This is a genomic window from Candidatus Polarisedimenticolia bacterium, from assembly GCA_036001465.1.
Lineage (GTDB): Bacteria > Acidobacteriota > Polarisedimenticolia > Gp22-AA2 > Gp22-AA2 > Gp22-AA3.
Genome location: DASYUH010000105.1, coordinates 1 through 13,219, shown reverse-complemented (window position 1 = coordinate 13,219; position 13,219 = coordinate 1). Strand labels below are relative to the sequence as shown.

At 67.4% G+C, this 13,219-nt stretch carries 9 protein-coding genes and 1 tRNA gene; 4 read left to right on the top strand and 6 right to left on the bottom strand.

From position 1 onward, the window contains the following. Positions 1-2: 2 nt before the first annotated feature. On the bottom strand, positions 3-590 hold the full coding sequence (locus VGV60_17940) for an outer membrane beta-barrel protein (GenBank protein HEV8703156.1): 588 nt from the start codon (positions 588-590) through the stop codon (positions 3-5). Between the two features lie 93 nt (positions 591-683). On the opposite strand from VGV60_17940, the gene VGV60_17935 reads away from it, so the two are divergent. The 3 genes from VGV60_17935 to VGV60_17925 all read left to right on the top strand — a co-directional run bounded on the left by VGV60_17935 (position 684) and on the right by VGV60_17925 (position 3,866). Further along, positions 684-759 (top strand) — tRNA-Ala (locus VGV60_17935). Positions 760-890: 131 nt separating this feature from the next. Then, positions 891-1,916: a hypothetical protein gene (locus tag VGV60_17930; protein ID HEV8703155.1), complete on the top strand. Its 1,026-nt coding sequence runs from the start codon at positions 891-893 to the stop codon at positions 1,914-1,916. Positions 1,917-2,060: 144 nt separating this feature from the next. Then, complete coding sequence (locus VGV60_17925; GenBank protein ID HEV8703154.1) at positions 2,061-3,866, top strand: ABC-F family ATP-binding cassette domain-containing protein; 1,806 nt, start codon at positions 2,061-2,063, stop codon at positions 3,864-3,866. A gap of 7 nt (positions 3,867-3,873) precedes the next feature. On the opposite strand, the gene VGV60_17920 is transcribed toward VGV60_17925, so the two are convergent. Then, positions 3,874-4,332, bottom strand: a complete 459-nt coding sequence (locus VGV60_17920) for a YaiI/YqxD family protein (protein ID HEV8703153.1) — start codon at positions 4,330-4,332, stop codon at positions 3,874-3,876. Between the two features lie 5 nt (positions 4,333-4,337). Then, on the bottom strand, positions 4,338-6,572 hold the full coding sequence (locus VGV60_17915; GenBank protein ID HEV8703152.1) for a protein kinase: 2,235 nt from the start codon (positions 6,570-6,572) through the stop codon (positions 4,338-4,340). Between the two features lie 201 nt (positions 6,573-6,773). Between VGV60_17915 and VGV60_17910 the strand changes: the two genes are divergently transcribed. After that, positions 6,774-9,170 (top strand): redoxin domain-containing protein, encoded by a 2,397-nt coding sequence (locus VGV60_17910; GenBank protein ID HEV8703151.1) that lies wholly within the window; start codon positions 6,774-6,776, stop codon positions 9,168-9,170. A gap of 44 nt (positions 9,171-9,214) precedes the next feature. Here the strand turns inward: VGV60_17910 and lon are convergent, their stop codons facing one another. From lon to VGV60_17895, 3 genes are read right to left on the bottom strand one after another with little or no spacing between them, the layout of a single operon-like run. Next, positions 9,215-11,767, bottom strand: coding sequence for an endopeptidase La (gene lon, locus VGV60_17905; protein HEV8703150.1), 2,553 nt, complete (start codon positions 11,765-11,767; stop codon positions 9,215-9,217). Between the two features lie 4 nt (positions 11,768-11,771). Next, entirely contained in the window at positions 11,772-12,665 is an 894-nt protein-coding gene (gene speB / locus VGV60_17900; protein HEV8703149.1) for an agmatinase, read from the bottom strand. 4 nt (positions 12,666-12,669) lie between these two features. Beyond that, entirely contained in the window at positions 12,670-13,215 is a 546-nt protein-coding gene (locus tag VGV60_17895) for an arginine decarboxylase, pyruvoyl-dependent (protein HEV8703148.1), read from the bottom strand. Positions 13,216-13,219: the final 4 nt, after the last annotated feature.

The window sequence follows — 13,219 nt, the reverse complement described above, 5'->3', positions numbered from 1 at the left end:
GGTCAGCGGGCTGGGAAACGCCAGCCGATCCCGAAGGCGAATTCCTTGAACGAGAAGTCGACACCGTTCTCGTAGACCTGGCCATCCCCCTCGAAGAAGTTGGCGCGCATCTCGACACGGGCGTACGTCACCCGCCCCAGGAAGAAGCGCACGCCCCCGCCCAGCCCGAGGACGGGATCGGTCTCGCTGCCGAGGAACGGATCGGAGTCGTCGGTATGGACCAGGCCGAGGCCGGCCGTCAGGTAGGGGACGACGTTGGTGTCATTGAAATTGAGGACGTATGCGACCTGCAGGTTGTCGACGTCGGCGTTTTCGCCGAAGTTGAACGAATCGTCTGCGTTCACGCTGTTGAACAGGAACTCGATCTCATGGTGCGGGTTGTAGAGGTAGCCGAACCGGACACCGGCCCCGCCGTCGTCGTCGAGCTCCATCCGATTCGAGAAATCGTTGAAGGTCAGGTAGACGGTGAATTCGTAGGCCTCCCCGGAGCCCCGGGTGCCGTAACGGCGAGGGTAGGCGTACCCGTCCGGAACAAGCGTCGGCAGGAAGGCAAGGACGAACACCACAGGCAGCAGGCGTCTCAGGGTCATCGCAGGTCTCCCATGCGCGCCCCTTGAGATCAGCCGGCCCGCGGGCGCGTTGACCCCATTTTTACACGCATGCTATAGTTCGCCCACTTACGTGGGGCGTTAGCTCAGCTGGGAGAGCGCAAGGCTGGCAGTCTTGAGGTCGGGGGTTCGATCCCCCCACGCTCCACCACGTCGTCTCTTCGGCATCGGACCAAAATCCTCGCCTGAAACCGCCTGTCATTCGAAGGATCGGGGAGAGGACGTGCCTCCAACGGATGAAAGGGCCTGCCCATCCGCAGGCATCATTCGAGAGGAGGGACGATGATCAAGGGACGCACCCCGGCAAGACCGGCTCTCGGGTTCGTAATCGTCATGTGTGGCGCGTTCGTGGGCAGGAGCGGCGCCCAGATCGGCGGCTACTGCACGCAGACGGCCGACACGCTGCTGGATGCCTGCAAGGCGGGCGTCACGGACGATGGCGCCGTCGGGACGGCCATCTGCATCAACATCTCGGATACGAAGCCTCGAAACGACTGCCTCGACGATCTCGCGGACTCCCAGGATGAGGCGACCCAGCTCTGCGAGGACCAGCATGACACCCGCCTGGCTGCATGCGGGGTGCTCGGTGAAGGCCGCTATGACCCCGATTTCAGCCCGGCTCGCTTCGACAATCCCAAGCGCCCGTCGCACCCGAATCCCTATTTCCCACTGGGGGTCGGCAAGCACTGGGAATACCGCTCGGCCACGCAGGTGAACACGGTGGACATCGTGAACGAGACGAAGCGCATCGCGGGCGTCGACTGCATCGTCTTCCGGGACCTGGTCTTCGAGGGCGGATTCATCCTGGAGGCGACGGATGACTGGTACGTTCCGGGCAAGGACGGCAGCGTCTGGTACTTCGGCGAAGAGACCGGGGAGTATGAGACTTTCAAGGGGGACAACCCGGTGAGACCGGAGCTCGTCAACATCGACGGCTCCTTCAAGGCGGGCCGCGACGGCGCCAAGCCGGGGATCATCGCCCTCGCGTCTCCGAAGGTCGGCGACGTCTACCTCGAGGAGTTTTCGCTCGGCAACGCCGAGGACGTGACCGAAATCCTGTCGACGACGTACGCGTACGGGCACGACGCGGTGCTCGACGAGGGAGTTCCCGCGACGCTGGCGCAGCGCTTCTGCGCCGGGAACTGCATCGTCACCAAGAACTACTCGCTGCTGGAGCCCGGGCTGTTCGCGCGCAAGTATTACGCCCGCGGCATCGGCACCATCATCGAAGTGGAAAACACGGGCGAGGTGGTCCAGCTCGTCAGCTGCAATTTCGACAGCCGGTGCGCCAACCTGCCCCTGCCCTGAATGGTCCGGAACGCTTCCCGGTAAAGTCCGGCACGCCACGCCGGCACGGGGCCTGCCGCGGGCCCCGTGCCACGGACCGGGAGCGTCGTCACCACGGCCTGGGGCGGCTGCGCGCGGAGGCCGATGTATACTTCAGCCTCCGTCATGCCTCGTCCGGCACTCCTCAGCTGCGAAGGCGTCACCAAGTCGTTCGGCGGTCCGCCGCTGTTCGAGGGGCTGTCGTTCGCGCTCCACGAAGGGGATCACGTGGGGCTCGTCGGCCCCAATGGAGCGGGCAAGTCGACCCTGCTGAGAATCCTCGGCGGCGTCGAGCTCCCCGACTCGGGGACCTGCGCGCGCCGGAAGAACCTCCGCGTCGGCTTCGTCCCGCAGGCTCCGAGCTTCCCGCGGGGGACGTCCGCCGCCGAAGTCGTGGCGGCCGGGATCGCCACGGACACGAGGCTCGATGACCACGAGCGGGAGGAGTGCGTCAGGCTGTCCCTGGGCAAGGCCGGATTCTCCGACCCCGGCGTCCCGACCGAGCTCCTCTCGGGGGGCTGGCGCACGCGGCTCGCCATCGCGCGGGAGCTCGCCGGCACGCCCGACCTCCTCCTGCTCGACGAGCCGACGAACCATCTGGACATCGACTCGGTCCTCTGGCTCGAATCGATCCTGCAGAACGGATCCTGCGCGTTCGTGGCGGTCAGCCACGATCGCTATTTTCTGCAGAGGGTCGCGCGGCGGATGCTGGAGATCAACCGGCTTCACGACTCCGGCCTGTTCCATGTGACGGGGAGCTACGCGGACTTTCTCGAGGCGCGCGACGAGGCGTTGAGCAGCCAGGCGGCCTACCGGGAGACCCTGGCCGGCCTCGTGCGTCGCGAGGTGGCCTGGCTGCGCCGCGGAGCGAAGGCGCGGACGTCCAAGTCGAAGTCGCGCATCCAGTCGGCCGAGCGCAGCATCGCAGAGCTCGAGGACAGTCGTTCGCGCAGCGTGGTTTCGTCGGCGGGGATCGAATTCACCTCATCAGGGCGGAGGACCAGGCGGCTGTGGTCCGGGGAGGGCCTGCGGATCGCCTTCGGCGACAGGACGATCGTGGATGGCCTCGACCTCCTGCTCACGCCCGGCATGCGATTGGGGGTGCTGGGCCCCAACGGTTCCGGCAAGACGACGCTGCTGCGGACCATCGTCGGGGACCTCGCCCCCGCGGCCGGGACGATCCGGCGCGCCGAGGCCCTGCGTGTCGCCTGGTTCGTTCAGAATCGGGACTCTCCCGACCCCGTCCTCACCCTCAAGCGGGCGCTGGCGCCGGAAGGGGACCTCGTGGTCTACGGCGATCAGGTGCTCCATGTCGCCTCGTGGGCGAAGCGGTTCCTCTTCCACCCCGGCCAGCTCGAGACCCCGGTGTCCCGCCTGTCGGGAGGGGAGCGCGCCCGGATCGCCCTCGCCAGGATGATGCTGCAGCCGGCCGACCTGCTGGTCCTCGATGAGCCCACGAACGACCTGGACATCCCGGCGCTCGAGGTCCTGGAGGAGGCGCTGCTCGAGTTCCCCGGCGCCCTCGTTCTCGTGAGCCACGACCGGCACCTGCTGGACCGGGTGTCGACCCAGGTCCTGGCGCTCGATGGGTTCGGTGGCGCGCAGCATTTCGTGGCGTACGACCAGTGGGAGGCGAGCCGGCGCCCTCAGGCACCGCCGAAGAGGGACACGCCGCCCGCGCCGACGCCGAAGGCGAAGCGGTCCGCGGCCCGGCGGTTGTCGTACCTCGAGCAGCGGGAATGGGACGGCATGGAGGCGGCGGTGCTGGAGACCGAGGCGCGGGTCGCGGCGGCGCGGGGGCGCGCCCATGATCCCGCCATCGCAACGGATGCGGCCATGCTCGAGAAGCGCTTCTCGGAGCTCGAGAAGCTGCAGGCCCAGGTCGACCGGCTCTACGCCCGATGGGCCGAGCTCGACGAGAAGCGGAAGTAGGGGACCCTCACCCCGGATTCCTGCGTCGAATCGTCCGGATGGCTTCGTCCAGACGATGGAGGAATCGTGAGCGATCGCGTGCGCCGAACGGGGGCGGGCCCCCGGTGATGCTCCCGAGATTTCGAAGATGGGACAGCAGCTCGCGGTTCGCGAGGGCGTCCCCGATGTTGTCCGCGGTGAACATCCCGCCCCTCTGATCGAGGACGATCGCCCCCTTGTGCAGGCAGCGGGAGGCGAGGGGAATGTCCCCCGAGATCACGATGTCGTCCCGGTCGCAGCGCTCGACGATCCAATCGTCGGCGGCGTCGAAGCGATCTCCCACGACGACCAGCGTGAACCGGTCCTCCTCGGGGATCCGCATGCGCGCGTTCGCCACGATGGTGGCGCCGAGGCCGTGCCGCCGGGCGACGCGGTAGATCTCCTCCTTCACCGGGCAGCCGTCCGCATCGACGAAGATGTTGAGCACCCGATTCAGCTCGGCGGGCGTGTTTCCGGGTAGAGCTTCTCGAACTCCGGATCGCCGCGGAGGATGGCGAGGTCGGGGTCGCGCCGGGCCCAGTCGGCGTCCTTGAAGCCGTTCCGCCACGCCTTGCTCAGCGCGTCCAGCGCCTCGGCTTTCTTGTTCATCGAGCAGAAGGTGCAGGCGGCGTTGTACTGGACCATCGCCTCGTTGGGGCGCAGGAGCATGGCGAGGTTGGCCTCGCGCATCGCGTCCTCGTGGCGCCCCTCGACGGCGTAGAAGCCGGCCACCAGGATCCGCGCCCGGGCATCCTCGGGCACCTGCCGCAGATGCCCCTCCATCGCCTGGATGGCGCGATGGCGGATGTTCTTCCGGGCCTCCTCCTTGCCGAGCGCTCCCAGGGAGTTCATGATCGGCACGTAGACGTTGTAATCGGTGCCGCTCGACTCGATCGCCTCGTCGGCCACGTTGGCGACCTCCTGGTACTTCCCCGAGGCGTAGAGCCCGCGCAGCAGCAGGTAGTAGGCCCCCTCGCAGTCGCGCTTGCGCGCGATCACGTTGCGCACGATGGCGGACATCTCGGCATACTGCCCCTTGGCGTACAGGATCCACGCCTGGGCGACCATCACCTCCGGCACGTCGGGCTGCAGGCCCATGGCCCGCTCGGCGGCGGCGCGGGCCCTGTGGATCCAGACGTCCTCGCGCGCGTAGTGGGCGTGGTAGTAGGCGCAGACGTTGGCTATCGCCGCGAAGGCCAGCGCGAAATTCGAATCCTGCGTCACGGCGTTCTCGTACATCTGCAGCGCGAACTCGAGGTCCTGGCGCGTCAGGCGCCGCGCGTAGCTGCGTCCCCGCAGGTACAGGTCGTAGGCCTGCAGATTGTCCGTCGGCTTGGCCGCGAGGGCCTGCTGCTCCTGGGGCGAGAGCTGGATGCGCAGCGCCGCGGCGATCTTCTGGGCGATCTCGTCCTGCACCTCGAAGACGTCCTTCATCTCGCGATCGTAGCGCTCGGACCACAGCGGGAAGTCGGTGTGGGTGTCCACGAGCTGGGTGGTGATCCGCAGGCGGGTGCCGGCCCGGCGGAGGCTTCCGGCCAGGACGTAGGCCGCATGCAGCTGCTGGCCGATCTGCGAGGGGGTGACCGGCTTGTCGCGATAGACCAGGACGGTGGGGCGGGAGAACACCTTCATGCCCTGGATTTTCGACAGCTCCGTGATGATGTCCTCGGTGATCCCGTCCCTCAGGTATTCGTCCTCCTTCGCCCCGCTCAGGTTCTCGAAGTAGAGCACGGCGATCGACTTCTCGGAGGACTTGTCGGTGCCGCCCTTCGAGTCGGCGAGGTCCGGGCTCTTCCCCCGGCCCGAGTCGAGGTCCCGCTTGAGCCGCAGCAAATCGGTCTTGAGCTCGGTGGCCGTCTGATAGCGGAGGTTCCGGTCCTTCTCGAGGGATTTTTCGAAGATCCGGGCCAGCGCGGCCGGCATCGAAGGGTTCGCCTCGGAGAGGGGGCGGGGAGAGCGATTCAATATGGCCTCGAACACGAGGGGCTGGGTGTCTCCGGGGAAGGGCAACGCTCCCGTCGCCATCTGGTAGAGCACCGCCCCGATCGAGAACAGGTCCGTGCGCGCGTCCGTCAGCTGCCCGCGCGCCTGCTCCGGCGACATGTAGTGGACCGTCCCCAGGACGACCCCCGCCATGGTCAGCTGATCCGCGCCTCGCATCGTCTCGGCCTGGGAAGGGGAGCTGTCGCGGTCGGATTGGGCTCCCGTCACGCCGATCTTGGCCAGCCCGAAGTCGAGGACCTTGCATTGGCCGCGCGCGTTGACCATCAGGTTGGCCGGCTTCAGGTCCCGGTGGACGATCCCCTTCGAATGGGCCGACTCCAGCGCGTCCGCGATCTGGGTCCCGAGATCGAGAATCTCCCCGATCTCGAAGGGCTGGCGACCCATGCGCTGCGCCAGGGTCTGCCCCTCGAGCAGCTCCATCACGATGAAATGCCGCCGCTCGTGCTCCTCGATGGAGTGCACGGTGCAGATGCCGGGATGGTTGAGCGAGGAAGCCGCCCTGGCCTCACGCTGAAAGCGCTCGAGGATGGAGGCATCACGTTCCATCTCCTCGGAAAGGAACTTGACCGCGACCCGCCGGCCGAGGCGGCTGTCCTCCGCCTCGAACACCACCCCCATGCCGCCGGAACCGAGCTTGCGCAGGATCTTGTAGTGCGAGACCGTGCTGCCGACCTGGACTTCCATCGCCGAAGCGTCCTCCTCCTCCGAAATGCGCGTGCCTCGCCAGGGGCTCGTTCACGTGGCCTGAGCGGGAATGAGCCCCGAAATATACGCCGGGTGGGGATCCCCGGGCAAGGCGACAGGGGATCGGGCCATCGCGCCTCGTTTGCCCGGCGCCCGTCGCGGGGCTATCATGGCGCGCTTTGCCCTTGGGGCCGATGGACCATGGAATCGTCGATCACGCGATCTCGAGCCGCCCTGGCGCTCCTGTCGGTTCTTCTGGCCTCGGGCATCGTGATGTCAGTCCGCCTCGTCCAGCATCATGAGGTTCAGCTGTACGGCGATGCCTCGGCGGCGCTCTCCAACTGCCCGCAGTCGGAAACCATCAACTGCGAGGCGGTGAACACGAGTCCCTGGTCGGAGCTCCTCGGCATCCCGATCGCCGCATTCGCCATCCCGACCTATCTCCTCGTGCTGGGGCTCGTCCTGTCGGGGGGCGGGCGCGACGCGTCCCTTCGATACGCCTTCAGCATCGGGATCCTGACCACGCTCTATTCCGGCTTCCTGTTCTGGGTCTCCTCGACCCAGATCGGGTACCTGTGTCTCTGGTGCATGGGGCTGTATGGGGTCAACCTCGCCATCCCGGTGCTGATCGGCGTCTCCCTCTGGCGCTCACCGAGGCGGCTCATCCACCTCACTCTCCAGGACCTCGCGAGCTGGCCGAAGACGCTGCGATGGACGGCGGCCTGGTTCGTCGTCCTGCTGGCGGGCACGATCGCGGCCCAGCAGTCGTACCGCTCGGAGGTCCGCCGGGCGGCGGCCCGGGAGCGGGTCCGGATCGAGGAGGAAGGCGGCCCCCTGCTGCCCGCCGTGCCCCCCGGCAGCGCGTCTCCGGACGAAACGCCCGCGCCGGACCGGACCGACGATGATTCTCCGGCCGGTTCGCCCGCTCCACGGGAGAACACTCTCGGACCGTCCGGCCGCCCGGTCTACGCGCGGCACGTGGGTGCCGTCCCACCGATCCGGCTCGCATCCATCGTTCCCCTGCAGGCGAGTCTCGCCGCGCCCGCAGTCTCCCATCCGGCCCCCTCCGCTCCGCCCTCCGCCGGCCCGCAACCGGGGAAACCCTACCGGCTGGCCGGACCGCTCCGGCGGGTCTCCGGCTCCAGCCGGAAGATCCTGTCCGAGCCGTTCGATCTCCAGGGCCGCCTGGGACGTGGACGGCCCGTGGCCCTCGTCTTCTGGGCGCCGGGATTCCCCGACGCCGAGCGGGAGCTGGTGAAGATGGCCTCCTTCCTCAGGCGCGAGACCCCGCAGTTCGAGGTCTATGCGGTGTCGGGCCGTCGCGACGATCAGCAGGAGGCCGAGATCTGGGAACGCTTCGCGATGCTCGACGTGCCGCCGGATCTCCCCCTCCTCCTCGACGACCGGTTCGTCGTGTCGGAGGCGCTCACCACGGTGGACGTTCCGGACCTGGCCGTCTTCGACGGCAAGGGCTCGCTCGTGGTCGCGAAGATCAAGGATCTCTCCCAGCAGCTGATGTCGTCGGCGGGCAGGGTCCCGGCCGAGGGGGTCCTGCGCACGGTCGCCTCGGGTGCCTCCGTCCAGCAGATCAAGAACATGTTCCCGTTCTACCCGTCCGCCGATCTCCTCGGCGGGTGCGCCCCGGCCTTCACGGCGAAGAAGCTCGGCTCCGGCGACACCTACACGTTCCCGGGGCGCTCGTCCTCGGGGAAGCCGACGCTGGTGATGTTCTGGTCCTCCACGTGCTCGCATTGCCAGCAGGAAATCCCGCAACTGGTCGACTGGATGGCCAAGCATCCGGGCGTCGTGGACCTGGTCTCGGTCACCCATCTCAAGCGGAAGGACGGGAGCGATGCGGCGCACCGGAAGGTCACGGAGAATTACATCCGGGCCCAGCACATTCCATGGGTCGTCCTGGAGGATCCGGACAATGCGATCGCCGAGCTGTACCGGAGCATCTCGACGCCCACCACCTACATCGTGTCCCCGTCCTCGAAGATCGTGGACATCTGGTACTACGCCCATGCGGGAAACTTCCTCCAGGCCCTCGAGACGTCCCTGGCGAAGGCCGCGTCACCGTCGGCGTGCGAGGCGCCGCCGTCCGTTCCGGCCGCGCGCCTCGCGATCTCGGTGATGGCTCCGGACGGGAAGCGTCTTCCGCTGGCGTCGCTTCTCGACCGCCCGGCCGTCGTCCATTTCTGGGCGACGTGGTGCGCCCCGTGTGTCGAGGAGCTCCCGTCGCTCGTGCGTCTCCGGGAGCGGATCGAGAAGGAGGGGACGGCGCGCGTCGTGCTCGTCTCGGTCGAGGGGGAGGAGGCGGGGAAGCGCATTGCGGATTTTCAGAAGACCATCGGCCTCGACCTCCGGTCCTACCGGGCGCCGTCCGGGGATCTTGCCCAGAAGGTGGATCTCGCCCGACGCGTTCCGCGCACCTATCTCGTCGCGCCGGGCGGCGACGTTCTCGCCCTCCGGGAGGGAAACCAGGACTGGGACGACCCGAGTCTCATCGAGAGGGTGCGGTCGCGGCTCGAGGTTCTCGGACACCCGGTCCGGGCCGGAGGCCCCAGGTCGGAGGCCGTCCCCAAGCCCGCACGCTGAGCTTCAACCGCCGGGGCGGCGCGGCCGAATACTCGGACAGGCTCCTAGCGGGGGACCTGGCGGCTGCCGTTGGCGGCGGCGGCGCGCGGCTTGACGCGCTCCTTGCGCTTCTGGACGCGCTCGCGCACGCGGGCCCGGCGGGCCTCGACCGGGATCGCCTCGGCCTTGGCCAGGATGATGGAGCACAGGGCGTGGTCGAGAACCTCGCCCACCTCGCGCACGAACACGAACTTCATCTGCTTGCGGATGTGCGCCGGGATGTCGACCAGGTCCTTCTCGTTGCGCGCCGGCATCAGGACGGTGACGATGCCGGCACGGCGCGCCGCCAGGATCTTCTCCTTGATGCCGCCCACGGGCAGGACCTTGCCGCGCAGCGTGACTTCGCCGGTCATGGCGAGGTCGTGCCGCACCGGCCGCTGCGACATGAGGGACGCGAGGGCCGCCACGATGGTCACGCCCGCCGACGGCCCGTCCTTCGGAATGGCTCCGGCCGGGACGTGGATGTGGATGTCGGTCTTCTCGAACAGGCCCTCGTCGATCTCCAGCTCCCGGGAGTGCGACTTCACGTAGGTCATGGCCGCCTGGGCCGATTCCTTCATGACGTCGCCGAGCTGCCCGGTGATCGACAGGACGCCGTTCCCCTTCATCCGGCTGGCCTCGATGAACAGGATGTCGCCGCCGGATGACGTCCAGGCCAGGCCGGTCGAGACCCCGACCTCGTCGTTGCGCTCGGCCACCTCCGGGATGTACACGATGGGCCCGAGGAATTCCCCCAGGTCCTTCGGTTCCACCGTCCGCGCCTTCGGCCTCCCCATGGCGATCTCCTTGGCGATCTTGCGGCAGATGGTGGCGATCTGCTGCTCCAGCTTCCTCAGCCCCGAGTCGGACGTGTAGCCGCGGATGATCTCCTTGAGGGCGTCCTCCGTGATGGTGATCTGCTCCTTGGTGAGCCCGTGGTCCGTGACCTGGCGCGGGATGAGGAACTGGCGGGCGATGTCGAGCTTTTCCTCCTCGACGTAGCCGGGCAGGTGCAGGATCTCCATGCGGTCGCGCAGCGGATCGGGGATGGTGTCGAGCCGGTTCGCCGTCGTGATGAACATGACGCGCGACAGGTCGAACTGAAGATCCAGATACAGATCGGTGAACGTGCCGTTCTGCTCCGGGTCGAGCACCTCGAGGAGCGCCGAGGCCGGATCCCCCCGGAAGTCCATGCCGATCTTGTCCACCTCGTCGATCATGAAGAGGGGATTGCGCGAGCCGGCGCGCCTCAGGCTCTGGATGATCTTCCCGGGCATGGCGCCGACGTACGTGCGGCGGTGGCCGCGGATCTCGGCCTCGTCGCGCATCCCGCCCACGCTCATGCGCACGAACTTGCGCCCCAGGGCCTCGGCGATCGATCGGCCGAGGGACGTCTTGCCGGTGCCGGGAGGGCCGTAGAAGCAGAGGATCGGCCCCTTCATGTCGCTCTTCAACTGGCGCACCGCCAGGAACTCCAGGATGCGGTCCTTCACCTTCTCCAGATCGTAGTGGTCCCGGTCGAGGATGCGGGAGGCGTCCTTCACGTCCAGCCGGTCGACGGTCAGCGTGGCCCAGGGGAGGGTCGCCAGCCAGTCCAGGTAGGTGGTGATGACGTTGTACTCGGCCGACGCCGGGTTGACCATCTCGAGGCGACCCAGCTCCTTCTCCGCTTCCTTCTTGGCCTCCTCCGTGAGCCCGGCCTTGTCGACCTTCTCGCGCAGCTCGCGCACGGTGGCGGCGGTCTCGCTCTCCTCGCCCAGCTCCTTCTTGATGACCTTGAGCTGCTCGCGCAGGAAGAACTCGCGCTGCGCCTTGCGGATCTCGTCCTCGGTCTGCTCCTTGATCTCCTGGCCGGCCTTGGCCAGGCCGATCGCCTTCTCGATCAGGCGGATCGCAACTTTGAGGCGCCCGATCGGATCGATGGTGGTCAGGATCTCCTTCTTCTCCTCGAGCTCGAAGTTCAGGTGGTTGGCTACCTGGTCGGCGAGGTTGCCGGGCCCGGACAGGTTGTTCTTGATCAGGTTCAGGATCTCGCCGGGGACGCGCGGGTCGAGCTGGATGAGATTCTCCAGCAGGTGCAGCGCGTTCCCCATCAGCATGTTGGCCTCCATCGACTCGTCTTCCTTCTCGTCGATGCAGGCGACGCGCGCCTTCAGATACGGCTCGGTCTGGTTGTAGGAGGCGATCTTGAAGCGCCGCAACCCCAGCAGGATGATCTGGATGGTGTTCCCGGACACGTTGATCTTGTTCACCAGGCGCGCGGCGACGCCGATGGTGGACAGCTCCTCGATTGGCGGGACGTCGATGGACGAGCTCTTCTGCACCACCAGCCCGATGATCGACTCGGGCTCCATGTCGCGGATGAGATTGAGGTTCTTCTTCCGGACCACCTGGAGGTTGACCACCATCTGCGGGAAGACGACGGTGGACGCCAGGGGGATGACCGGCAGCTCGGCCGGGATGTCGCAGGCGAGCATGTCGCCGTGCGCGCGGATGCCGGCCGCGGCGATCTTCTCGGCCGTCGACTTGTCCAGGGCCTTGTCGGAGGCCCCCTTCTTGTGATTGCCGGTGCCGCTCATCGGGTCAGGCCCCCTTCCGTCCCTCGGCGAAGAAGCGATAGCCCAGGATCTTGTAGATCAGCTTCGCCGCCAGAAAATCCGGGGCGACGTCCCCCGCCAATGGCCGCAGCTCGTTCACGTCGAACCCCACCAGCCGCTTCCGCCGGCAGACCTCGCGAATGAACGCCAGGGTTTCGTACCATCCCGGGCCACCCGGCTCCGGCGTCCCCGTGGCCGGCATGATGGCCGGGTCGAAGTAATCCACGTCAATTGTAAGGTATATCTCGTCCGTCAGCCGGTCAACCGCTTCCAGGGCCATTTGAGGTCGGGCCACGAAGTCCCGGGCCGGGATGACCATGAGCTTCCTGTCCCGGATCAGGTCCCGCTCCTCCCGGGAGATGCTGCGGATTCCCACCTGAAGCGTGGGAAGACGCCCGGCGAAATGGTGCATGGCGCAGGCGTGGCTGAAACTCGAGCCCTCGTAGGTGGACCTCAAATCCCCGTGGGCGTCGAACTGGATGACCGACAGGCGGGGGTATCGGTTATGGTAAGCCATGATGGCTCCGACCGCCACGCTGTGCTCTCCGCCCACGACCACCACCATTTTGTCCTTGTCCAGGTAACGGGCGGTGGCCTCCTCGACCTTGCGGGTCATGACCTCCGGCGGGTCGTCGTTCCCGGACAGAGGCGGCGCGGTGTGGATGCCGATCGTGTACGGATCGGCGTCCAGCTCGTCGTCGTACAGCTCCATGAAGCGCGAGGCCTCGATGAGGGCGTCGGGCCCCTTCGCGGTCCCCTTCATGAAGGACGCCGTCCGGTCGTACGGCACCGGGAGAATCACGATGCGGGAGCGCTCGAGCGCGGAGTGCTCCGGCTCCAGGCCGCCGTAGTTCAGGGGGAGCTCGGGATGGAGGGGCATGGGGTCAGGGGATGAGGACGGCCGCCCCGACGACCGTGGTCCAGCGCCCCCGCTTGTCGCCGACCGCCGACTGGGTGACGCTCAGAGTGCGGTAGATCTCGCCGCTGATCTTCCAGATCTCCTTGCGCTCGTCGTAGGACGTGTCGGGATCGAACTCCACGCCCCGCACGGTCGCCAGCATCTGGGCCGCGAGGTCCTCGGCGTAGTCGCCCGCGGCCGACTCGGTCTGGCCGAAGGAGTGGTGCTCGCTGAGGTAGCCGTGCCCGCCCCGCTTTCCCGGGATGGCGATGCCGATCGAGGCGGCGATCAGCCGGTGCGGCTCGTTGGTCTCCGACTGGCTCATGACGCAGAAAGTGACCTCTCCGGCCCGCAGATAGTTGAGCCCCTGGCTCTTCGAGATGATCTTGCACCCGGGCGGAAAGATGCTGCTGACGCGCACCAGGTTGAAGTGGGCGATCCCGGCGTCGCGCAGCGCCATCTCGAAGGAGTTGAGCTTCTCCCGGTGCCGGCCGACTCCCTTGGTCAGAAAGATCTTTTTCGACACAAACATCGCG

Excerpts from the sequence above, each read along its gene's own strand:
- VGV60_17940 (HEV8703156.1), bottom strand. The coding sequence starts at position 590 with ATGACCCTGAGACGCCTGCTGCCTGTGGTGTTCGTCCTTGCCTTCCTG.
- VGV60_17930 (HEV8703155.1), top strand. The coding sequence starts at position 891 with ATGATCAAGGGACGCACCCCGGCAAGACCGGCTCTCGGGTTCGTAATC.
- VGV60_17925 (HEV8703154.1), top strand. The coding sequence starts at position 2,061 with ATGCCTCGTCCGGCACTCCTCAGCTGCGAAGGCGTCACCAAGTCGTTC.
- VGV60_17915 (HEV8703152.1), bottom strand. The coding sequence starts at position 6,572 with ATGGAAGTCCAGGTCGGCAGCACGGTCTCGCACTACAAGATCCTGCGC.
- VGV60_17910 (HEV8703151.1), top strand. The coding sequence starts at position 6,774 with ATGGAATCGTCGATCACGCGATCTCGAGCCGCCCTGGCGCTCCTGTCG.
- lon (HEV8703150.1), bottom strand. The coding sequence starts at position 11,767 with ATGAGCGGCACCGGCAATCACAAGAAGGGGGCCTCCGACAAGGCCCTG.
- speB (HEV8703149.1), bottom strand. The coding sequence starts at position 12,665 with ATGCCCCTCCATCCCGAGCTCCCCCTGAACTACGGCGGCCTGGAGCCG.
- VGV60_17895 (HEV8703148.1), bottom strand. The coding sequence starts at position 13,215 with ATGTTTGTGTCGAAAAAGATCTTTCTGACCAAGGGAGTCGGCCGGCAC.